Origin of the sequence: Mesorhizobium sp. M1365 (genome assembly GCF_040317865.1) — a bacterium.
Classification (GTDB): Bacteria; Pseudomonadota; Alphaproteobacteria; order Rhizobiales; family Rhizobiaceae; genus Mesorhizobium.
In genome coordinates this window covers 302,831-326,518 of the sequence record NZ_JAMYLG010000004.1, presented here as the reverse complement: position 1 = coordinate 326,518, position 23,688 = coordinate 302,831, and the positions used below count along the sequence as shown (strand labels likewise).

Annotated in this window: 11 protein-coding genes; 9 read left to right on the top strand and 2 right to left on the bottom strand. The window is 62.5% G+C overall.

Annotated elements, in window-relative coordinates; translation table 11 throughout:
- The first annotated feature begins 18 nt into the window (after window positions 1-18).
- From NKH04_RS07630 to NKH04_RS07590, 9 genes are all read left to right on the top strand, one after another.
- On the top strand, window positions 19-1,149 hold the full coding sequence (locus tag NKH04_RS07630) for a hypothetical protein (protein WP_353044170.1): 1,131 nt from the start codon (window positions 19-21) through the stop codon (window positions 1,147-1,149).
- Window positions 1,146-2,474: a hypothetical protein gene (locus tag NKH04_RS07625; protein ID WP_353044169.1), complete on the top strand. Its 1,329-nt coding sequence runs from the start codon at window positions 1,146-1,148 to the stop codon at window positions 2,472-2,474. The genes NKH04_RS07630 and NKH04_RS07625 overlap by 4 nt, the downstream gene beginning before the upstream one ends.
- Window positions 2,471-6,319 carry a hypothetical protein gene (locus tag NKH04_RS07620; RefSeq protein WP_353044168.1) on the top strand — a complete coding sequence of 1,283 codons (3,849 nt, stop codon included), beginning with the start codon at window positions 2,471-2,473 and terminating at the stop codon, window positions 6,317-6,319. The genes NKH04_RS07625 and NKH04_RS07620 overlap by 4 nt, the downstream gene beginning before the upstream one ends.
- The gene (locus NKH04_RS07615) at window positions 6,316-7,656 is read left to right on the top strand and encodes a hypothetical protein (protein ID WP_352470511.1); all 1,341 of its coding nucleotides are present in this window, start codon (window positions 6,316-6,318) and stop codon (window positions 7,654-7,656) included. Before NKH04_RS07620 ends, NKH04_RS07615 begins: the two co-directional genes overlap by 4 nt.
- Complete coding sequence (locus NKH04_RS07610; RefSeq protein WP_352470512.1) at window positions 7,653-9,698, top strand: hypothetical protein; 2,046 nt, start codon at window positions 7,653-7,655, stop codon at window positions 9,696-9,698. The genes NKH04_RS07615 and NKH04_RS07610 overlap by 4 nt, the downstream gene beginning before the upstream one ends.
- 112 nt (window positions 9,699-9,810) lie before the next feature.
- A complete protein-coding gene (locus tag NKH04_RS07605; RefSeq protein ID WP_353044167.1) occupies window positions 9,811-11,835 on the top strand; it encodes an RICIN domain-containing protein in 2,025 nt (674 codons plus the stop codon).
- Window positions 11,836-11,900: 65 nt separating this feature from the next.
- The gene (locus NKH04_RS07600) at window positions 11,901-14,738 is read left to right on the top strand and encodes a leucine-rich repeat domain-containing protein (protein WP_352540059.1); all 2,838 of its coding nucleotides are present in this window, start codon (window positions 11,901-11,903) and stop codon (window positions 14,736-14,738) included.
- A gap of 25 nt (window positions 14,739-14,763) precedes the next feature.
- Entirely contained in the window at window positions 14,764-21,225 is a 6,462-nt protein-coding gene (locus NKH04_RS07595) for an RHS repeat-associated core domain-containing protein (RefSeq protein WP_353044166.1), read from the top strand.
- Between the two features lie 32 nt (window positions 21,226-21,257).
- Complete coding sequence (locus tag NKH04_RS07590; RefSeq protein ID WP_352502906.1) at window positions 21,258-21,908, top strand: hypothetical protein; 651 nt, start codon at window positions 21,258-21,260, stop codon at window positions 21,906-21,908.
- 196 nt (window positions 21,909-22,104) lie between these two features.
- Here the strand turns inward: NKH04_RS07590 and NKH04_RS07585 are convergent, their stop codons facing one another.
- Both NKH04_RS07585 and NKH04_RS07580 read right to left on the bottom strand, forming a co-directional pair.
- Entirely contained in the window at window positions 22,105-22,251 is a 147-nt protein-coding gene (locus NKH04_RS07585) for a hypothetical protein (protein WP_352819364.1), read from the bottom strand.
- A gap of 378 nt (window positions 22,252-22,629) precedes the next feature.
- Entirely contained in the window at window positions 22,630-23,619 is a 990-nt protein-coding gene (locus NKH04_RS07580) for a substrate-binding domain-containing protein (RefSeq protein WP_353044165.1), read from the bottom strand.
- Between the last annotated feature and the right edge of the window lie 69 nt (window positions 23,620-23,688).

Sequence of the window (23,688 nt, the reverse complement as noted above, 5' to 3'; positions counted from 1 at the left end):
ACGGTGGGGGAGGCTTTTGTGCATTTTCCTTTGGTCGTTATGTTGAAGAGGTACATCTTCAATCGAGCGATCATCGTCGCGGCGTTTCTTGTGCACGGCGAAGGAATTGACCCCGCTGCAGCCCAGCAAATCTGCGGCCCCGCGCTATCGCAGTGCGACCTGCAGACCGACCCCGCATGCCTTGAACGCACCTATGCGTGCGGTGAATACGATACCGTTATCCAGTCGCTCTTCGTCGAGCGGTTCGAACCGACGCCCGACCAGAAATACTTCGTCGGCGCCTCATTCTACGGCCGCCACATTCGCGAACGTGCCGCCGGCGTGCAGTGCGAGATGGTGAAGTTCGCGCGCGAATACCTGACCGACTATCTGTCCGGCGTCGAGACCGAGTTCACCACCAGCGGCTCCTTCGGCACGGTGCGACAGATGGATCAAATCTATCATGCCGCGCAGATGCTGACCGACCTCGGCAGCGTAACCGGTTGCCCGGAATCGGCACTCACACGCGCCGCCGTCGAGGACATCGCCCGCAGTGAGGCCGTACGCTATGCGCGCTCGGTGTTCCTGCAGCCGCCGCCGGAAGCCCGTTCCTCGTTCGAAACGCTGCAAGGCGCGCTGAGTGGCTTCGTCAGTCGGGCGTCAGACCTCGAAACGGGCATCGCGCTGCGCCGCGTCGAGACTAAGTCGGCCGACACGCACTTGAAGGCGATCCGCGCCATTTTCGCGGAGATCTTCGGACCGGTGAGCGGTGCGGGCGCGACGCTGGTCGCCAACACCTCAATCCTCGACGGGTTGGCAGCGAAGACGACGCAGATGCTGCGCTCCGTCGAAGTTTCGGAGGAAGAGTTCAAGCGGGCGCTCGGCAACGTAACGCCTGAGCAATACGCCAATCTTAATCGCAAGACCGTCGCTAACGCTGAGGACTTTCTCAAAGTCTCCGCCTTCCACATCAATATGATCGGGGTGCTGCTCCCGACCGATCCGGCAAAGCCCTTCTGGCGACTGGATGCCGAGGTTCATGCCGACAACGCGGCACAGGGCGCATTCAATGATCTCACCAAGATTAAGGCGGACTGGAAGGCGCACGGCGCTGCGACCGGCATCTGCGCCCAGGCAGGCGCAGCCGACAGGGTGTGGTACTGCCGATGACAAGCTTCCGAGACATCGCGTTATTCGTCATCGTCAGTTGCGTGTTGGCCAGCGAAGCCGGCGGCGCATCGATTCTGGAGCGCGCTTACACATCGGAAAAACTTGACGGCTTCTGGAACGCCACGCTCTCGAACGCGACGCCCGAAACGACCCGGTTCAGCTTGCTCGCCCCCGGCCCCGTCGCCGTCGAACCGAGTCACGAGGCGACGCAGCCCGATTTCGGCCTGCCCTTCGCCGGCGAGGTGATCGGCGAGGCATCTGCCCCCTCGGGCGGCAGCCGCAGCGTCGGCTTTCCGGTCATCCCGCTTTCGGCCGACGACGCCTCGGTGCTGATGCGCCGCCTCGCCTGGGCGGAGATCTATCTCAGCCGCTACCGCTTCTTCGCCCCGGTCTCGACCGATAACGCTGAAGAACTCGCCGCCCTCGTCGGGCGACAATACGCAGCCGCGATCGAGGCTTACCTGATCACCGGGCGGCTTTACTTTTCCGGGGCCGACTTGCAGGAGAAATGCCGGCATCTGACGCGTATGAACGAGATCGATGCTGGACCTTTGTCGGGCGCAAGCGCGGATGCGCTGCCTGCTGCCTGGCGCCCGCTATTCCCGATCGTTGGGGCGGTGCGTGCACGGCTCGGCTCGGACGCGCTGGCAAAGCTGGTCTGTTCGGCCAAGCCAGTGCGTGGGCGGGCCGAGACGACCGGCCTCATCGAGACGCGGGTGCGCGAACAGATCGTCAAGGCGGTCAGGACGAAGGTCGACGACACGCTCAACCTGATGAACGCCGCTTCGACCCAATATCAGTCGCTGGTCAACGAGATGGACGTGACGATCAAGTCGGCCGAGGTGATGGAGTTGGAGCGAGTACTCGGCAACGCTCAGGCCAACATGGTGCTTGTCAAGGAGGACCAGCTGAAAGCAGCCGAGGCGATCGCCACGCTGCAGGCCGTCGATCTCTCCAGCCTCAACCAGCCGGATTCGCTGAAGGAGTTCGAGGACGGTAAGGCAAGGATGGCACAGATCGTCGGACAAATCGAAGGGGTGATGACGGCTCTGTCCGGCCTCGCGCATGTCGTCGACGATCCGACGATCACGTCAGAGCTTTCTTCCTGCGCAGGACTGGCCGGCGCGTATTCGACGCTCGACCTCACGCTGGACACCGGCGCGCTGACTGCGAAGATCAAAGGGCCCTACGAAGACTGCATCAATCATGCCCGGGCGGTGGTCGGGCGGTTCCAGAATCCTTCGCTTTCCAAGGCGCAGATGGCCGAACTTGCCCGGCACGTGCGCCAGATTTCCGAGGTTCTTCTGACGACGGGGCAGCCATGAGACGGTTTTTCCTGCTTTGCGGACTGGTTGCCGGCGTCGTCTTCGGCGCTGCGGGAATGGCGCGCGCACAGGACTGCATGGCGCTCGACGTCGACGCGGCGGCCGGCCATGCCGGCGAGCTGACGACCCTGCTGAAGATCGCTAATTTCCGCGCCGACGTAAAATATATGGGTGAAGTCGCCACCGAACTCGAACAGTTCCTGACGACCTGCGGCGACGAGGCGACCGGACGGCTGGCGATCGTGTGCGATTTCGACTGCCATCTGCAACTCGGGCGCTACCGCCTGTTCCTCGCGGCCGACATGCCCTTCCTGTCGTCGGCGAGCGGTGTCAGCCGAAACGATACGCCGGTTTCGCCGCAGGCGGCGCAGGAATTCGGCCGGCAAGGCATCGAGATCGTCGACAGGGGTCTTCGCATTCTCGCGCGGCAACAAGGCAACGACCAGGGAGCCGCGGCGGGAGCGGATGCGAGTTACCGCAGCTTCGTGCGGCAGTTGACGGCGCTGTCCTCGCTGAAGATCCAGTTGCTTATGAACACCGGCGACGTCTGGTACCAGACCCTCTCGGAGGCGCGCGTCAAGGCGCTCGACTTCCTGGTCCACGATACGTTGGGCGCTGTCGGAGGCGCCGGCCTCGACAGCCAACCCAACCTCTCCAAGGCCTACACCAATTACGAGGCCGCAATGTGGGTGCTGGTCGAGACGCAGATGGATATTCCGGGCGAGTCCACCTACGACGACTTGCGCGCCGACCTGCTGCTGCAGCAGAGCGACCTCGATGCCCGCATGGACAGCGCGCACAAGGGTTTCCTGTTCCTCAACATCGACCCCATGCAGTTCACGACGATCCCGTTCGAAGAACTGCAGCAGGCCTTGGCCGAAAGCGAACAGCGACTGACCGAGGTCGAGCGCAATGTCGAGGCGCTGGTTGAGCGGTGGTACGCGAACAAGGAAGGCCAAGCGACCCGCGCGATCGATGAGGAGCGGACGATCCGCAGCCAGGAAGTCAACCTGATCGCCCACAAAATCGGCAAGCTGGAGCACGAGGCACAGACCTTCGCCACCACTGTCCAGCAAGAGATCAACGCGGTCGACGCCGAGAAAGACACGTTCGGCTATCGCCAGCAGATCAGGTCGCTGGAGATCGAGCTCGGCACCAAGATCGCCGAGTTCGAGAACCAGCGCCGTCAGATCAATGACAGGCAGGAACTCGACCTCATCGTCCTCTCCAAGGAGGCCGAGGTCGAGCGGCGCAACGAACTGCGCTGGCTGCTGAATTGGGAAATGACGCAGATGAACCTCGATCTGCAGATTTCCTCGCTCGAGAGCCAGATCACCGAATATGCCCGCCAGACCGAGCGCAACGCCAACCAGCTCGAACAGGCGGTTCGCCAGCGGCAGATCCTCCAAACCCAGATCACCAACAACCAGGGTGCGATCGCCCGCGCCAACGACGCTATCACCGAACTGCAACTGCGCCAGACCGATCTCTATCAGCGCCGCCGGGCCGTCGACCGCGAACAGCTTTGCGGCATCGAGAACCAGCTCGCCCTGATCGGAGAGGCGCCGGCTCATCCATTCACCCCGCTGCTTGCGGGCGAACAGCCGTGCCAGACAGTGACGCCGGCCTTCACGCGCAACCAGTATGTCGCCCAGATGTGCGGCCCTGATGGACAGTCGGGCCTCAGGGCTCAGCTCTTGGCCACACAGACCCAGGCCAGGGCTTTCCTGATGAAGTGCGTCATCGGTGACGCCGATTTCGCCGACGTCGAGCCGCTGATGTCCGACCAGCAGATGATCACGTCGAACGTCTCGCTGCCGCAGGAACTGGCGAACGTCAGTTGCGGCTCGTTCACACAGACGGAAACCGACTTCGCCAAGAAGCTCTATGAAGCCGAGCGTGACGCCTATGCCAAGAAAAAGGCGGACCTTGAGGAAGCTCGCGACCAGGTCGACGGCCAGTTGACCGAAGTGATCGCCTGGTTCGCTGCGTTCAACGGCACGACGCAGGCCGCGCAGATCACGCTCACCGCCATCCAAGCCGCCTACGCGATCTCCGCGGCGATACCCGAGGTCAATGTCTGCGCCTGCGGGCTCGCCAGCGGCGCGGCGACCAAGATCGACACTTCCAAGGTCGTCAAGGCGTCGCTCGAAGCGGCACAGTCGATCTTGTCGACGATCATCGCGACCGGGCGGGTGACGCAGGAGAACATCAACCAGATCAACGGCCTGCAGCAGAGGATCACGCAGCTGCGCCAAGCGAATGAGGAACTCGACCTCGACAAGGCGCTCAAGGCCCGGGCGCTGATCGACACGCATTTCCAACTCGCCGGCCGGCTGGCGCAAGGGGCCGAAGAGATCAAGGAGCTGACACTGCAGGGCTCGATGGCGGCGGTCGACTGCCAGAGCCAGGATCTCGGCATCGACGAGCAGGTGGCGCGGCTCACGTCCGACCATGAACGAATACTTGCCGGACTCGATCTTCAGGCGCGCGAAAACGACATGCTCAGTTTCCAGATCACCGATCAGCAGCGTACGATCGACCGGCTGACCAACGAGATCGCGATCCTCAATCTCGAACTCGACAAGCTGTCCTTGTCGGAAGCTCAGCTCAACGAGGACAATGCACGTGTTGCCGAACTGGTCGCGGCAACCAACGGCCGCATCGAGCGCGTCCGCGCTGCGCAGACAACCGTCACCGGCCTCGCCGAGAGATCAAATGCCTCGACCAACCTGATCAACGAACTACGCGACAGGCAGAGGGACAAGATGCTGGCGCTGAACGATGCCGAACTCGCCTTCGTCGAGCAGCGCATCACGCAGTCGCGCGGCAACACCGAGGAACTCGTCGCGGGCCTGAACCAGGCCAAGGATCTCGGTCTCAAGAGCCGCGCGCTCCAGGACAGCATCCTGAAGTTCCAGGGCAATATTCAGGCGGAGGTGACGAAGCAGCAAGAAGACATGACCAAGCTCGTTACCCAAATCGACAATCCGGCGACGGGCAAGAATCTGTTCATCGCGACCCAGGACACCGTAGCCGACCTGATGAAGGGCATTCCCGAATATCTGGTGACCAAGCGGCGCGTGCTTGAGACCGCCAACCGGCTGATGCACCTGATGCGCCGCCGCTTTGAAGTGGTGCAGGCCTTCACCGGCGAGGCCGCGACTGTGCCCGAGGTCTATGTGCGCAACGCAACCCAGCTGCAGGCAATGATCGACGACATTGTCGCCAAGCGCTTTTTCGACGAGCGGCAGATCAATATCGATGTCGCCCAGATCGTAGTGCCCGCCAATTCCGGTTTCGCCCGCAAGCTGGCCCTAGACGAGAATGTCGAGTTCGAGGTTTCGCCCTTCGCATCGACCGACGGGCTGATGAAGGCGAACGGCTATTTCGCGCTATGGGCGCCCAACAAATTCCGCGAGCGCAAGAACCTAACCCTGATCGATGTCTTCGTCGGCACCGACTACCAGTGCACTGGCGCGCAGTGGAACCGCTTCGCCTTGCAACACCGCGGCAGCGGCTTCGTGTTTAAGCCGCTGACCAAGGGGTCGAACGAGGTCCGCGCCGACATTTCGGTCGGGCCGGAGCGGGTCGCCTTGCAGACCTTTTTCAACCAGGCCGACAGCGGCGACGAGATCAGCCGGATCATCCGCTACTGGGTTCAGGATCGCTACCAGGCGCGCAAGTTCCCGCGCGCACCCGGACCGTCGAACGACACCAGCCTGATCCTGCCCTATCTCGGCGCGCCGCTGATCGGCTCGTACCGGCTGTCGCTGCAGCCGAGCGACTGCCCCTTCGACGGCGCTGTGTTCACCCTCTATTTCATCTTCGCGAGCGCGCCATGAGAGCGATCATCGCCACAGCGGCGCTCGGTCTGGCGCTTGGCGCGACGGGAGCGGCCGCGCGCGACCTCTTCGTCGACAATCTTGCCGGCTATACGATCGAATCGCGTGTTCTCGACGCTCCAAACTGCGAGGGGCCGGCCATTCCGGACGGCACGCTGAAAACCTTCGAGCAAGGCCTCTGCGTCTTCCACCGCCCGGCCCGCAGTCCCGAAGACAGCCAACGCGCCGCCAATCTAATGCGGGAGGCGCAGACACGCGGACTGCCGCCCGTCCACCAGCAGCTTGCCGGGCTGATTTCAGGTCTGGCGACCTGCGCCGAGGCGACGCGTCACCTCGACGCCTACCGCGCTTCGGGGAACCAGAGCCGGATGGAGCAGACGCTGTTCTGCCGCGACCGGCGGCACAGCCAGGCTGACTTGAATGCAATCGAATGGAACCATGCGCTGTTCGAGTATGCCGACGGGCTCGCTTCGAACCGGACGCTCGATCAGAGACTGGCGGAGATGAGCGCCTGCCAGGCCGGGCCATTGAGCGCCGATTTCGACGCCCAGTGCGGCCTGATCTCCAATCTGTCTGACACCGAGATCAATGCCTTCGCCGACGGAGCGGCCGGCAAGGTGATCGAAAACTACTTCGCCAGCGTCGAGAGCCCGATTACGGCGATGTTTTCCCGCAAGCTGAAGCGTGCCGAGGGTCTGGTGCAGAGTTCGCGCGCCGGCATCGACGGTATCAAGGCGGGCGCCGACGCGGTGAACAAGGAATACGCTGCGCTAAACCAGGTTTACGAGGCGGCGCGCGACACCAAGATGGGGCCGATCTACAACGCCTACCGCGAAGCGATCCTGAGGGCGACCTCGATCCTCGACGAGTTCGACCGCTGGAAAGGCGGCCTGTTCATAACCTCGGAAAACATCAACCTGATGCCGAAGATCACCGAACGGTCGGGCGAGATCGCGGGCGAGAAAACTCGCGTCGAAGGCCTAGCATTCGCAGCCAAGGCGAGCGGCCTGATCACCGACATCAAGCGCATCATCAATGCCGACGCCGAGAACCGCGCCGCAGTCGCCGCGCTTTGCCGCATCTACTTCTGCGAACTGACCAACCGCCGGGCAATGGCCGACGTCATCCGCACCTGCCGTCGGCCGGCGCTCGCCAACAATCCGCTGTGCATCGGCCAGAACGGGCAGATGAGCAATGGAACTCTCAAGGTCGATTTCCAGGGGCCGCACTCGATCTCGGTCAAGGAGCTGTGCCAGTCGGCCGGCCTCGATCCGTTGATGACCGAAGTCAATATGGAGCCCACCCGTGCGGCAAGCTGCCTGAGCGAACTGAGATGAGACAGGCGGCCGCATTGCTCACCCTGTTTCTCGCCAGCACTTCGGTGGCCCCCGCCGAGCCGCAGCTTGACGCTTTCGTCACCGATCAGAACAAGGACGTCTATGTCGCGCTTTTCGACGGCAAGGCGGTGGAGCTTGCCGGCTGCGCCAGCGCCGGCCAGGCGAAGCGGCTGCTGCACCTGCCTGACACCGCTATCGTCTCGGAGGCAACGTTCGCCAAGCTTCAGACCGAAAACGGCTTCGGCGCGCAGCCGCGCTTGCCATGCCCCGGCACGGCCTTCGATATCGACTGGCCGGCGACGACCGCCATCTGGGCCGATGTCGAGGCATCGGGCAACTACTATCTCCCCGCCGTCTCGGGCAGCGGTTATTTCGCCGTCCCCGCCGCCTGCGCGGAGATCAAGGCAGCGCTCGCCATCCGCGAGCGGTTGCAACTCCCTGGCGTACTGCAGGGCTTCGTCGCGCCGCCCGATGTCGGGACACCCTTCGTGTTCGATTGCGGGCGCGCCGATCTTGGCGGCACATCGAATGTAGCGGTGGCGAGTGCGGCGCGCTGGAGTCTGCACCGGTTTGAAACCTTCCTCAGCGCCGAAAGCATTGGCGACACGATCTATGTCGTGCGCTACGCGCCGCCGGGCGAGGGTGCGCAGCCCTCCTACCTGCCGATTGTGCGCCTTGACGGCAAGGCGACGCGCGACATCATTGCCGATGCAGCCGCAGCGGAAGCGGCGGAGAAGAAGCTGCGATCATTCTTCGGCATCGCTGAGGCCGAGGCCGTAACCCTGCTCGGCGCCGACGCGGTGGCGGCGCTTCGTTCGGCGCCCTTCGTCGACCTGTGTCTGTCGAATTGCGATGGCTATCAGCGCGAGCACTCGACCTTCGCGCAGCCGGGTATCGACCTCGGCCTGACGCCGCTGTCAGCCGGCCTGTCCATCACCTCGCTTGACTCCCTCGGCAATGCGCGGCTGGATTGGATCTTCGCGGAGGGGCGAAGCCTGTCATTTACGGGTTGCCCGCGTCTGACGTTGGCGCTCGGCCTCTCCGCCCCCGGCATTGGCGACTGGATGGGCGAGACGGATCGCGCGCTGACAGCCGCTCCGGCGCCGGGTACCGGGTTCGACTGTCGGGGTTCGGCCGGCGATACGTGCCTTCGCCGCATCAATGATGGCGGCACGCTGACGCTGGCGCAATTCTCTGCCGAGGGCGATTGCGCCGGGCGGGCGAATCTCAGGCTCGAACTGCCCGCATCGGTCCAGATGCCGCAGACGCTAATCCTGAAGGGATTGCCGTTCAAGACCGTGCACATGGCGCCGGCCCCCGGCGTTGCCCGCACGCGGCTCGTCGGCACCGCCAACCGAGTGCCTGCCGGCACGTCGTCATGCATCCTGTCAGCCACAGGCGTGATCATCGTCGCCGATGGATTGCCGCGGCTCGAACTCGAGCGGATCGATCTGGCGCGGGCAGCCGCTCAAACGACCGACGAGGTCGTCGCCGTGATCGCGCAGAATGGCGCGGTCGCGCTCGACGATGTGACTATCGGCACCGTGGCGGACGGACTGTCGCCGATCGCGCGGGGCGCGTCGCTGTGCCTGGCGGACCTTTATGCGCGCGGGCTCAGGGTCGAAGCAGACATGCTGGCGATCCAAGGCGTTCGGGCACGGCTGCTGATCTCGGCCCAAGCGCCTGCCCGCTCCAGCATTGTGCGCGCACGCTTCGGCGCGGTGCTCACCTCCGACAGCCTGATGCGGATGGCCTTCACCGACATCGCCGCCGCTAATCCGCTAGTTCTGCGCGGCGCGGTCGTGGCGGGTCGCTCGGACGGGCTCGCGCCCATGGCCGCTGGCCTTACGGTCGGCTCCGCCATCCAGCTCGAGCGCGGTTCGTCGGCGAATTTCACCACCTCGACGGTGTCCGGCTTCCGCTGCGCGGTCAGTTTCGCCGACAGCGCCTCCAGCGCCAGTTTCCTGCTGCCGGGCAACGACATTGCACACGACAATACCAGCCGGGCCTGCGGGCCAGGCCGCTTCAGCCTGGTCGAATAGAGCGGAAAGGAGAAACCAGATGACCCGCATAGCCCGATCGCTGCTCCTGCTGGCGCTGCTTGCGGTGATCGGCGCCGGTCGGGCCCGAGCCGAGGAACCGAAGCTCGTTCTGTTGGAGGACCCGACGCTGAACGCCACTCGCTTGGACTATCCCCTGCTCATCTCCGAAGGACGCGGCTACCGCATTCGCTGCAGTGTTCAGGCGGACGAGGAAGCAGTGATCCGCGGACTGGGCTTAGTAACCGTCCCGTGGCAAATGCTGAGCGCCGTCGACAATGCGGTCATCGCGGCCGACCCAGCCGCCAATCCGCTGTTGTGCCCATCCGACGAGCACTACCCGATCAAGGTCTTTGCGCATGATAGCGGCAGCGGGCTCGTCTACTACCTGCAGTTCCCGACCGATTTCGGGTCAACATCCTTTTCCGACCAACTCTACATTCCCGGCTGCGCGCCGTTGGTCGAAGGGTTAAAGCTCAACCTCAATCAGGCGATCGAGGCCGACCCCACCCCTTTCTTTGCCGGAAAGGTCCATACCATCGCATGCCTGGCGGGCCCGCCGCTTGTCGGACGGCCGACGACCTTTGCCAGTTGGTGCATCAAGAACGACCTTGATCCTGCCCAGCAGACGACGGTCGAGGAGCTGCTCGAGCTGACACCCGGCGGTGCCTCCGCGTTGGGCAATCCGGCGGCATGCGCAAGCGCGCAGGACTTTCTCGCGTCGAGCACGACGCTCGACCTTGCCGGGCGACGGCTGACAAATCTCGAGCCGCTGGCGACACTTACCCATCTGACGCGCCTGACCTTGTCCGGCAATGAAATAGCCGACACGCGCGACCTGGAAAAGCTGACCAAGCTTACCTTTCTCGATCTGTCGCGAAACAGGATCAGCAACATCAACGTGACTGGCGTGATGAAGGATTTGGCCGACGCCGACCTCAGTTCCAACCAGATCGCCGACCTGCGGCCGCTCGCCTCGGCGCGGGCGCTGACGCGACTGGTTCTGGCCAGCAACAAGATCGCCGACGTGTCGCCGTTGCGGTTTCTGCAAGAGCTCACGGCGCTCGACCTGTCGAAAAACCGCGTCACGGATGCGCGCGCCTTGATGGGCCTTACCGAACTCACCTCTCTTAACCTGCGCGCGAACCGTCTGGCCACGGTGCAGTCCGTCAGCGCCATCCTGCCATTCAAGCCTTCGCTGGACGGCAATCCGGTCTGCATCAGTCGACCGGAGCAATCGACCGCGGCCACCGGGAAAATTTTCGAAGCCTGCATCACGGCGATCAAGGAGGGAGACGTGGTGCTGGCAAACATGCAGACCGGCAAATGCCTGGCAGTTTCCGAGGGGCGCCTCGACAACAACGCGCCGGCCGTACAGTTCAACTGCGACGGCGACCAGTGGCGCCGCTGGAAGCTGGTCGAGACGAATGACGGTTTTCAGTTACAGAACGTGCGGACCGGAAAATGCCTGACGATTGCCGGCGGTGTCAGCACCGACAACAACATACCGGCCCTTCAATTCGACTGCGACCGAGATCCGTCGCGGCGCTGGAAGCTGACCGCAACCGGCGACGGCTTCCAGGCTGAAAACATGCAGACGAGCAAATGCCTGACCATTGCCGGCGGGGTGAGCACCGATGACAACGTCCCTGCCCTCCAATTCAACTGCGACCGCGATCCGTCGCGGTTCTGGAGCATCCGGGCGGCCGACCCGGAAGTGTTGCTGGTGAACCGGCAAACCGAAAGGTGCCTTTCGGTCGCGGAAGGACGAACCGACAACAATGCACCGACGGTGCAATTCGACTGCGACGGCAGTCAATGGCAGCGCTGGAGGCTGGTCGAGACGGGCGATGGCTTCCAGGTGGCCAACGTCCGGACAAGCAAGTGCCTGACGATTGCCGGCGGAGTCAGTACCGAAGACAACATCCCGGCCTTGCAGTTCAACTGTGACAGCGATCCTTCGCGTCGTTGGAACCTTGTCGAGACGCGCGACGGAGTTCAGGCGGAAAACGTCCAGACAGGCAAGTGCCTGATCATTGCCGGCGGGGTTAGCAACTTGAACAACATCCCGGCCCTTCAGTTCACTTGCGATCGCGAGCCGTCGAGCTTTTGGACCATCAAGACCGCGGACGAGATGTAGCGCTGCCATTGGTTCGGGCTGATTGAGCCGCATCGATCAGCCTGAGCCTCGAAAGGAGAAACCAGATGAACCGCATCGGCCAATCGCTGCTCCTTGTTCTGGTCATGCTCGTGGCCGCCGCCGCCGGCCCGGCCCGCGCGGACGAGCCGAAGGTTGTGCTGTTCGAGGATCCGGCGCTGGAGGCGAACCGGCTGCATTATCCGTTGCTTATCTCCGACGGGCGCGGCTACCGCATCCGCTGCAAGGACCAGGCGGACGAGGAAGCAGTGATCCGCGGACTTGGCTTCGCGACGGTTCCCTCGGAGGTGTTGACCGCCGTCGACAGCGCGATCGTCGCCGCGGATCCGGCCGCCAATCCGCTGCTGTGCCCCTCGGGCGAGACATACCCAATAAAGGTGTTCGCGTACGATAATGGCAGCGGCCTCATCTACTACTTGCAATTTCCCTCAGACTTCGGCGCGACGACATTTTCCGACCGGCTCTACATTCCATCCTGCGCACCGCTGGTCACCGAGTTGAAGCTCAATCTCGACCAGGCGCTGAACGCCGACCCCACGCCGTTCTTCGCCGGCAAGATCCACACCATCACGTGCCTCTCGGGCGCGCCGCTGGTCAACAAGCCGACCACCTTCGCGAAATGGTGCATCAAGGGCGACCGCACGCCGGCTGAAACGGCGACCGTGATGGCGGTGCTCGATTCAACGCCCGGCGGAGTCTCCGCGCTCGGCAACCCGGCCGCCTGCGCCACCGCACAGACCTTCCTGGAATCGATCACGACGCTGAACCTGAGCGGCAAGGGCGTGCAATCACTCGAGCCGATTGCGGTGCTGACGAACCTCACCAGCCTGTCGATCGCCGGCAACAACTCGATCGCCGAACTCGGGCCGCTGGCCAAGCTCAAGACACTGACCTTTCTTGATATTTCCGGCAATCACGTCAGCAACATCAACGCCCTGGCGCCACTGATCGCGCTGACGCGGGCCGACGTCTCCGACAACGACATCACCGACATCCGCGCGCTGTCGGCGCTGGCGTTGCTGACGAACCTCACACTCGACGACAACAAGATCGCCAGCCTTGAGCCGCTGCAATTCCTGCAGGCGCTCTCGATCCTGTCCATCGCCAACAATGGCCTCACGGGCGACATGCTCGATCCGCTCAGCGCGCTCGGCGGCCTGACCAGTCTGAACCTCGCCAACAACAAGATCGAGACCTTCGCCAATCTCGGCAGCTTCCCCTCGACGCTGGCCATCAATCTCAGCGGCAATCCAATCGTGGCGAATGGCGGGCAGAGCTTCGTTGACCTGTGCGTGCTGCACCGCGACGCGGCGACCCCGCTTGGGCAAACCATACGAGCCATGGTCGAACTGGAGGGTGGCGGGACGTGCTTGGTGGTCGGCAACAAGCTGCTGGCGACCACCGCACTCGATCTGTCGTCGAAGATCGTCAGCGACCTGCGTCCGCTCGCCACCTTACCGCAACTCACCTCGCTCAACCTGTCCAACAATGCCATCACGGACGTCTCGCCGCTTGCCGGCCTGACCAATCTCGGCACACTCAACCTGTCGAAGAATTCGATCGCCAATGTCAGACCGCTGGCAGCGCTGTCGGGCCTGATCAGTCTCGATCTTTCCGACAATCCCGTGCAGGCGAGCGACTTCCTGTCGGCATGCATGATGCGGAACCAGACCGACTTTCTAACGCCCGCGCAAACTGCGGAAGTGAACGCGCTGCTATCGATCTCGGGCAAGACTGTTTGCGGCAGAGCCTATGACGATCTCAGTTCGCGCCAGTTCGCCGATGCGAAGAACCGCGGGTTGACCAGCGTCTCGCTCTTCCCAGTGATGGGAAATCTGACCTCCATCGACCTGTCCGACAACCAATTGTCCGACGTCTCGGCGCTGTCGGCGGTACCGGGGCTGACGAAGCTTTGGATCCGCAACAACCAGATCCCCTCGATCCAGGGCATCCTCCAGCTGCGCCGCCTCGAACAACTGAACATCGACGGCAATCCCCTGTCGAACCTGATCGGCATCGGGATGCTCAACAAGCTGACAAAGCTCTATTTCTCGAACACACACGTACAATCCGTGACGCCGTTGGCGGACCTGCCGCTGCTCGAGGATGCCGGCATGCGCAATCTGCCGCTGCAATACGCCAGCTTCGCTGAATACTGCATCGTCTACCGGTTCGATTCTATTGCGCTCGGCGACGCCCGCGGCTTCATGGCGGCGCTCGACAGCCGCATGCAGGCCGACCACGTCGACAGCGCAGATTGCAGTGCAGCGCAGAACTGGGCGCAGTCACTGACCAGCCTGACTCTGAACAAGAAATCGATCATCGCCGTCAACCCCGTGGTCCATTTCCGGGCGCTGGGCGAACTTAACCTCTTCGACAATGTGATCACCGACGCGTCGCCGATCGCTTCGCTGACAGGACTTCAGAAACTGAACCTCGCCACCAACCGGCTATCCGCGATCCCGCGCTTCGGATCGAGCGGGCTCAAATACATCTACCTGAACGACAACCAGATCACCAATGTCGGCAATCTATCGAACATGCCGGCGTTGTCGGATATCGATCTGCGCAACAACCGGGTCTTCGATGCGCTGCCCCTTGGCTCGCTTCCGGCGCTGTCAGTCGTCGATCTGAGAGGCAATCGGATCGAGAACTTCGCTAGCGTCCATCCGGTGATCGGAAAGACCTATCTGGGCAACAATCCGGTCTGCTCCTTCCCGCAGCCGCTCCTCCCTCAAGTCGCCGAAGCCTGCAACCGCGAGCCGTGGCGCATCTTCGATGGAAACATTCACCTGCACGACGCGATCGCCGTCCAGCCCTCGGTCATCTGTCCGCGCCCGAACTGCTTACAGCTCATCATCGTGGGTCCGCAAATTCATCAGTAGTGCCTGCATCCGGAGAGGTAGTCCCATGTTCATAAAGACCCTTACCGCCCTCGCAGCCCTGGCCGCTGGCGCCGCAGTACTCGGCTCACCGGCCCGCGCCGAAGACAAATCTGCGACGTCGATTGTGCAGTTGCCCGCTGCGGGCGGCACTGTCACGCAGGAGGAAGGCAGCTTCACGCTGAACAACAATACGGGATCGGCGAACTTCACCGTGCCGCTACCCACCCTGCCGACGCGCGGCCAGTTCGGGCCGCAACTGAGCCTCACCTACAGCCAGTTCGCGGGCGATACCGGCAACGGGCTCGGTATCGGCTGGCAGTTCAATACCCAGGCGATCGCCGTCAATGACGATCTCGGCACGGCCGTGCCCGGCACCAAGCCAGGCGGCGATTTCTTCTCCCGCCTGTCGTATATGGGCGCGCGACTCATCTTCCTCGGCAACCAGAACGGCGTCTGGGAGTACAAGCCCGAATATGCCGAGGATTTCGTCAAGATCCTCTACCACACTGGCGCGTTCGACGTCCTTTCGCTCGACCTGACGGGCGGCCTACACACCGACACCATCTCCTCCGGTTTCGAGGTGATCAACGCCAACGGAACACGGCTGATCTTCAGCGGCGATTCCTCCGTGGCGGAGGGCAATTTCGATGTAGCCGCGCCCTACGTCACGAAATGGCCGCTGGTGCTGCAGCTCAATGCAAACCGCGAAGCCATCCGCTACGAGTACCAGCGTTTCGGTGGACGCAGCTACCTGACAAAGGCCAGCTTCGCCGGCGGTCAGAGCAGCTATCAGTTCGAGCTGATCGAGACGCAATCGACGCTCGTAAGCCACACCAATGGCAGCAAACAGGAGAACGCCCGGCTCTACGGCAAGGTGACGGCCAAGTTCAAAGACACCGTCTACGCCCAATGGTGCATGGGATATGTCGGCCGTGATACCAGTGACACGTCGAAGTTCGTCGTCCGGGCGCATCCGGACTGCCTGGCGAAGGCTCAGGCCGACCTCACGCCGCTCATCGACGCGCAGTCGGTCAATGTGCTCGACCAGCTTCGCGTGCTCTACCGGTATGGTGACACCGGCGGCGAGGCGCTGGCGCAATCGACGCTGAAGTTCCCGGACATCCATTTCGGCTATTCATCGTGGACAAGCGCCGAACTGGCGTCGCGCCCCGTGGTGTTCGAAGCGCCGAAAATGGCGTTCGCCGGCGACATCCCGCCGCAGAATTTCGAATTGGCCGACCTCAACATGGATGCACTGGTCGACATCGTGCAGACCAAGGATGACGGCGCGACAGTGCATCTCGGAAGCGGCGACCTGAACAGCGCCTTTGGCGACACCAGCCAACTCGTGCTGTCGCGTCCGACCGAGGCTGGACTAATGCGCCAGATCGCCCCCCGGCTCACCGACAATCGCTTCGCTTTTGCCGATATCCTTGGCGACAGCTTCGTCGATATCGTCGAAATCGAAGACGGGCTGATGCACGTCTATGACGGCAAAGCCGACGGGACCTTCCCTTATCTCGGCCGCTCGATCCCGCTGCCCGGCGTCTCGCCGACGACATTCGCGGGCGGCAACGGCCGCTTCGCCGACGTTAATATGGACAGCCTGTCCGACATCGTCACGACGCGCCTCAATGCTGATGGCCGCACGGAATGGCGGATATTTCTCAATCTCACCCGGCGGCAGGCCGATGGGGGTTACAACGTCAATTTCGGAGCGCTTACCAAAGCGTTCCCATTCAACAGTCAGGACGGCCAGATACTCGGCCGCAACAATGTGCGGATGGTCGACATCAATGGCGACCGGCTGCCCGATCTCGTCGTCATCCGCCCGGCTGACCAGGGCTTCTGCCTCTATGAGAACCAGGGCAACATGTTCTCGAAGGACCCGAATGCGCTGCTGTTTGGCGACGCCGCGATCAACGATCCGGTCTGCGGTCACGGCAGCTTCTCGAAGATTGGCGGCATGCAGCCCGGCGATAACCTCGCCACAATGTGGTACATCGACGCCAACGGCGACGGCATCATCGATTTCGCGTCGATGGGCGAGCGCACTGACCAGATGCGCGTCTGGCTCGGCTTCGGCGACGGGACCTACCTGAAGGATCCGCTCAGCATCGCGCTCAATCTGCGGGTTCAACTGGGCGCGTCGACGCAGACCTTCGCTTCGCGCGTCGCAGACATCGACGGCGACGGCCAGAGCGAAATCATCGTGTTCCAGAAGCCGTCCGGCGACGAGGTGAAGCCCGTCGTCGTGATTGACTTCAACCGCACCGACACGGTGCAGTTGGTCAAGGCCAACCTGCTCACGGTCGTCGACTTCGATTCCGGCCGCCGGCACGACATTCGCTATGCGACTTCGATCGACGAGATGCTGCGCGACCGCGCCAACGGCCAGCCGACGCGCAACCTGCATTTTCCCGTTGTCGTTGCCAAGCAACTCGTCACGTCGCAGGGCATACCCGGCCAGGTTCGCGCCCAAGTGCAGACGGACGAATATTTCTACCACAATCCATTTTACGATGTGATCAATCGCCGTTTTATCGGCTTCTCGGACGTCGAGAGGATCGCGTACGGCGACGAGAACGCGGCCGGCCAGCGGGTCACGCAGCGCTCAAGCCTCGATCGCGAACAGTATTACACCTTCGCGGAAACGGCGGCTGACCTGAACCTCGCCGGCAAACTGAAGATCCGCAAGACCTATGAAGTGAAGCCCGAGGCGACGCTCGTCGCGAGCGCGGAGACGACCGAGACGCTCGATCCGTCGGCGGCGGCGCTGCACTCGCTGTCGACCGCCACGCGCACCCAGAAGCTGCCGACGACCGGGATGATGTTGAAGTGCGAGTCGTCGGTGTGGGAGACGTTTTCGCGTGGCGACGGCTCGTCCTATCTCAGAAAGGTCAAGGAGACGCTGACCGGTTCCGCCGGCGACGCCGAACAGCAGGACCCGGCCGATCCCGAATGTAAGGACCCGGTGAAGGTCCAGACGTATGCCGATTTCGACGAATTCAATATGCCCGCCTCGGAAACTGTGCAGGTTCGCGATATCCCGGGACCCGCGGATTTGACCATTCAGGGCTTTAGCCGCACCACCCAGACCGGGTATGCGCAGTCGCGTGCCGATCTCGCCGCGCTCAGCATTGTCAACGCCGCATCCGAGCGCCGTATCCTAACCGGAACGCGACTGCTCAGCCGTGAAAGCTTCACCTATCTAGCCGACGCGGGCGGTCGCATGGGCACCCGGACACTCGAAGTCTTTTCCGGCCTCAGCAACTTGCCGGCGTCGCTCGAGCAGTTCCGCAACGCCACCCGCACCCTCACCAAGAGAATGGGCTATGACGTCTTCGGCAACACCACCGCGCTGTCGGACGACCTTGGGCAGACAGAGGCCGTTCTCTACGAAGAGACCGGCACCTTGCCGATGAGCCACACCAAGATGGCGGGTGGTGCGCCTGAGCTCAACCAGATCACGTCAATGACCTACGACGGGCCACGGGCCGGAGCTGTGCGAACGATGACGACTCCCCTCGGCATGGTCGTCACCAACGACTATGACGCGCTCGGCCGTAGGATCCATGAGGTGGCAGCCGACGGTGCGGAGAAATTCTACAGCTACAAGATCGGCGAGAGCGGCCTGCCCTCACTGATCTTGACATCGAAGCGCCGTTACGCAAGCGCTGCCCAAACTCCGGAAAGCGAGAGCGAATTCATTGCCGAGCTCGCCGCCTACAACGCCCGCGGCAACCAGATCGCCGACCTGGAAAGCGTTGCCGAGGGGGGCGTGCGGGTCCGCAACTTCGCGCTCTACAATCGCAACGAGAAACTGGTCTTCCGCTGGACCCCATTCGTCGTCAGGAGCTTCGGCGGTATCGACGATCTGAACCTGCAGAAGGTCTTCGAGCTGGGCGACGTTCCGCGTCCGGATCACGAAATCGGCAACACATATACCTACGACGCAACGGGCCGCATGGTGCGTGAGTCTTACCCGTCGGGCAAGGTTTCCGAGATGACTTTCGGGCCTTGGGGCACGCACACAATAACGACCTATGCCGATCAGTTCGACGGTACCGTGCGGAGCGAGGAATATTCGCTCAGCAACGAGAACGGGGTGACCGGCTTCATCGCCGCCAATGGCGACGGCGTGATGCAAATTTCCCGCTTCGTGCGCGATTCCTTCGGCTATTTGAGCGAGATTTGGCTGCCGGGCGAAACTGCGCCTCGACGGTTGATCTACAATTCGGTCGGCGACATCGAATTCCAGTCGATCCCCGGAATGGGCGACCGGTACGCCTTCTACGACGCGCGCGGGCGGCAATCAGCGATCGCGCGCGTCGGCGTGAACGGCGAAGCTTCCGTGCAGACGTCCACCTACGACTTCCTTAACCGCAAGCTCACAGAGGTTGACGACGGTGTCCTCCATCTCGAATACCGCTACGACCGGGGCGTCGAGATAGCCTCTGCGGCCGGGTTCGAAGTGCCGATCGCGTTGCCGCTCGATAAAATAACCGAGGTCATCATCCACGATCCCAACGGCCTGTTCGATGCGGCCGAACGCTACGCCTACAACGCGAACGGCCGCATGACCGCCAACGAGGTGGAGATCAACCACGCAAAGTATGCCGATCGCTTCCATCACACGCTTGATGGCCGGATCGATTCATCGATCGGCCCACGCGGCCTGACGTCGAAATTCGCGCTCGGACCGGACAAGAATCTCCGCTCCGTGACGGTATCCCATCCGGACTTCGCCGGCCCGCAGAAAGTGATCGAGAACATCACGTACAATCCGGAAGGACGGGTCGAGCGCGTCAACTACCGGCTCGGCGCCTTCACGCAGATGACCTACGATCCGACGACGCTGTTCCTGACGCATATCGTCTCGCAAGCGGGAGGCGTTCCGCTGCAGGACTTGACCATGGCTTTCAACTCGAACGGCTCCATCACACAGATCGTCGATGCGCTGGGCAGTGGCGCCGGCGACGCGACCCATGTCGACCGTTCCGGCACCTTTCACTATGACTTCAAGAACGAGCTCGTGAGTATCGATCGCTATGGCAAACATGCCGAATTCGGCTATTCGCCTGCCGGCACCTTCGCCCGCAATGACGAGCTCGATCCCGGAGCACGGATTGTCCCGGCGGCAGCCAGCGCGACCGGCCTCATTCCGACCGGCAGCGCGTCCAAGCCATATGGTTTCGATGGCTTCGGCCAGCTGGCGACGTCGCCGAACCTTACCGGCACTGTCTTTGACATCAACGGCCGGCTCATCCGAGCGCAAACCGCGACCAACGACGTCTTCTACGGCTACGACCAGACCGGTCGACGCCTATACAAGAAGATTGTCGCTCCGGACGGATCGAAGCCAGACCAGCTTTATCTCTATCCAGTGGAGACATTCGAGGTCGGCCCAAAGGGCGAAGAGAGCTATGTCAACATTGCCTCGACCAAGTTGGTGCGGCTCGAGCACGGCACCGGTAAATGGTTCTATTACCTCAAGGATCATATCGAGAGCAGCGACTATGTGATCGCCTCGGGCGGCGCCCCGGTCGAGCAAATGCTCTATCGGGCATACGGAACCGAGCACAAGCCAGAAGTACTGGCTCCTGCCTGGGCCGATCACTTGACAGACATTTCGGGCGAGTTGCCGCGCGAAAAAACCCACCATCGGTTCACCGGCAAATATCTCGACGACGATACCGGGCTCTACTACTTCGGTGCCCGCTACTACGATCCGGCCCTTGGCCGCTTCGTGTCACCCGACCCGCTGTATGTCGGCGATCCTGAGCGCTGCACCGGCAACCCCACATCATGCAATCTCTTCGCCTATGCCAACAATAATCCGATGGCCTATATCGACCCGACAGGTCTCAAGGAGATCGTGGCCGGCGATGCCGCCTATCGGCGGCAAGTTGAGGAGGATATCCAACGCACAGACCCGACTGCCCGAGTCGACAGCAAGACTGGCGAAGTTTCGCAAAGCTGGCTCCACGGGGCCTGGCTCGACGTCAAGGACTTCTTCGTACCCGGTACCGGGATGGATACAGGGCGCGAACTCACCAAGAGGATTGTCGACAGCCCAGAAACGGTGACGATCCAGAACGTGGCCGGCCGCACCGGAACCGATCTCGCCGATCATACGAAGGATCCGACGACGACACCGGGAGGGGCGGTCATCTCTTACGATCCGGCGGCAGCCCGTATCCGCACGTCGAGCGAGTTCGACAAATCGACCGGCACTGTCGCGACAAACCCGGCCGATCCTGGCATCGTGCTCGCCCATGAGCAGATCCACGCCTCCCACATCCAGGCGGGACAGATTTCCGGCATGGGTCCAGCCACCTACAACGGGCTTGATGGAAAGCCACATACCTCCATGGACGAGGAAGCGCGGACCGTCGGTGTCGGCGGAACGCCGCGGCCTGACGACATAACGGAGAACCAATTGCGCGACATGCTCGGTATCAAGCCGCGCAACCACTACAACTGATTCGCGGCAACGCAGAAGGACGGAGGCATGACATGCGTAACTTCCCTCTCTCTACGGCAGCGCTGGCCGGGCTGGCGATGCTCATCACTGCGGCGGCCCTCGCTCAATCCATGAACCCGCAGATGAAGGAGCCGCAAGCGATGCCACTCGATTTCCTGACCTGGATCGATCGTGACGCAGACTGGCTGCAGAAGCAAATTGCCGCACTTGGCGGGTCGGGAAAGCTCACCATCGATGGCGGCATTCTGGAGACGACCGACCTTGATACGTTGAAGGCAGCCAATCGCATTCGTGCCTTTGCCTACCTCGCGACCAAGGGGCTGAGGCCTCCCTATTTCGATCTGACGATCGCTGCGGGTGACGCGACGAAGCGGTGCGTCACGCAATTCCCCCGCAGCATTGCTCCAGGCATCGGTCCCATGGATTTCGCAAGGAAGAGTTTCCCGGCGGACGCTGCCGACCAAACCGAACTGAAATCCTGCACGGTCGCAGGTCAGGGTAAAGACTATGCCGGGCTTGACCGGGCGACCTTTCGAGATCGCTACTTCGATGCATCAGGCACATTGAAGCCGGAATTTCGCAACCTCGGCGACGATCCCGCTTTCAGAGCCAAGGCTATCGACGAGGGCTTCTTCCTGGCGACGGAGGATTATAGCGGGCTGTTGCAGCTGGACCTGCGGTAGGCCAGCCGCGAGGTAGCAAGCAACACCTGGCGCCGGCGAAACGCTAGACTTGTATTGTCCACGTGCTTTGTGGGGCCGACCAGCGCCAGCACCAGGCGGGGCCGGTCCTTGTCGCCTTCTCCGCGCCCTCCCAGTGTGCCAATGCCAGAGATAGGAATATCGGAAGACCTGTGCGACCTTGGACTTTGGTTTTGGCTCAGAGAGCTCGTCGTGAGATGGTCGAGACTGGGCTCCATGCGGAGACTTCGACCGCAGCGATATCGTCCTTGTTGAGCTCCGCTATCAACTCGACCCGCCTGTCGCGCTTCAACAGCCGGACAAAAACCTCGTAGGCCAGCAGCACGGTGCGTGCGATGACGACCGGATTGCGGACGGAGGTATCTTCATAAGCGCCGAAGTTTTTCTCGAGAGGGCGGCGGCGGTGACGGTGGCGGTCATCGGCGTCACGGGTTTAACCCGGAATAGAGGCGCTTTTCGCGCTTTCCGCGAGTGCCTGGCGCCAACCAAATGGAAACGAGCCCGTGACAAGGCTGCTTGCAAGATCCAGCTGAAATCGCGGCGAGACGGGCTGAAGCCGTCTACGCGCTCAACTGCTTGCCGTCCTTCGACCGCCGGGATCTAGCCGGAGTTTTGACCGACGACGACCACGCCGGCTCGCTCACAAAAACAACAAGGCCCACTCCCGGGCCTTGTCGTATCACCTCTGCTGTCGGCCCTGCCCTCAGTTTCCCATCATCTGCTTGGCATTTTCCGGCGTGATCGCGGTCGTGTCCACCGTAACCGTCGGCTCCACCGACGAAGCACACTCAAGCAGGATCTTTTTCGACATCTCGATCGCTTCCTTGGCGCCGGTCGGGTAGGTGAAGGTTGCCGCCCAGTCGCCCTTGGCCACGGCCTCGATGCCGCCGGTCGGACCCGGCAGGCCATCGGTGCCGATGATCTTGACCTGCTTGCCCGCGCCCTTGGCTGCGAGCAGCGCACCCGCCGCCATCATGTCGTTCGAGGCATAGAGCACCTTGATGTCCGGGTGCGCTTGCAGCATGGCGGAAAAGGCGGTCTGAGCTTTGTCGGGCACCCAGTCGGCGGCCTGCTCGGCCACCACTTGGATTTTGGCATTCTCCTTCACACCGTCCTTGAAGCCGTTGAGCCGCTCCACCGCTGGCGTCGAACTCGGCAGCCCTTCAAGCACCGCCGCCTCGCCGCCTTCCGGGAGCAGGGTCTTTGCGGTGTACTTGCCCGCTTCGAGCGCGATCTTGTAATTGTCGCCGCCGATGAAGGCGGTGTAGTCCTTGCCGGGGTCGCCTACCGTTTTGCGGTCTAGTTCGATGACGGGAATGCCGGCATCCAGCGCGCGCTTCACCGCCGGGGTCATGGGTGCTGCCTCGAAGGGCGAGATCAACAGCAGATCAACTTTCTGGGTTATGAAGTTGTCGACCTGCGAGGTCTGCGTGTTGACGTTGCCGGCGCCGTCGGCGATCTGCAGCGTGAACTGCGGCACATCCTTGACCGCCGCGGTCAGCTCGTCATTGACATGCTGGCGGTAGGGCTCGGCATTGTTCGCCTGCGAAAAGCCGATGATGAACTGGCCGTCCTTGGCGCAGGCCTTGACCATCGGGTCGGCCGCTTGGGCAGCACCCGCCATGCACAGGCAAGAGCCTGCCAGAAAGGCGACCTGCAGGGCGCGCCTCGATCCTTTTTCCATCGTTGTCATGCTTGCTCTCCTCCTCGTCGGGCCTATGGCCAGACCTTGGTTTCATGGTCTTCCAAATGCTGCCGCCGG

Bases quoted from the DNA above. Each gene is read 5' to 3' on its own strand.
- NKH04_RS07625 (WP_353044169.1), top strand. From the start codon at position 1,146: ATGACAAGCTTCCGAGACATCGCGTTATTCGTCATCGTCAGTTGCGTG.
- NKH04_RS07620 (WP_353044168.1), top strand. From the start codon at position 2,471: ATGAGACGGTTTTTCCTGCTTTGCGGACTGGTTGCCGGCGTCGTCTTC.
- NKH04_RS07615 (WP_352470511.1), top strand. From the start codon at position 6,316: ATGAGAGCGATCATCGCCACAGCGGCGCTCGGTCTGGCGCTTGGCGCG.
- NKH04_RS07610 (WP_352470512.1), top strand. From the start codon at position 7,653: ATGAGACAGGCGGCCGCATTGCTCACCCTGTTTCTCGCCAGCACTTCG.
- NKH04_RS07600 (WP_352540059.1), top strand. From the start codon at position 11,901: ATGAACCGCATCGGCCAATCGCTGCTCCTTGTTCTGGTCATGCTCGTG.
- NKH04_RS07595 (WP_353044166.1), top strand. From the start codon at position 14,764: ATGTTCATAAAGACCCTTACCGCCCTCGCAGCCCTGGCCGCTGGCGCC.
- NKH04_RS07590 (WP_352502906.1), top strand. From the start codon at position 21,258: ATGCGTAACTTCCCTCTCTCTACGGCAGCGCTGGCCGGGCTGGCGATG.
- NKH04_RS07580 (WP_353044165.1), bottom strand. From the start codon at position 23,619: ATGACAACGATGGAAAAAGGATCGAGGCGCGCCCTGCAGGTCGCCTTT.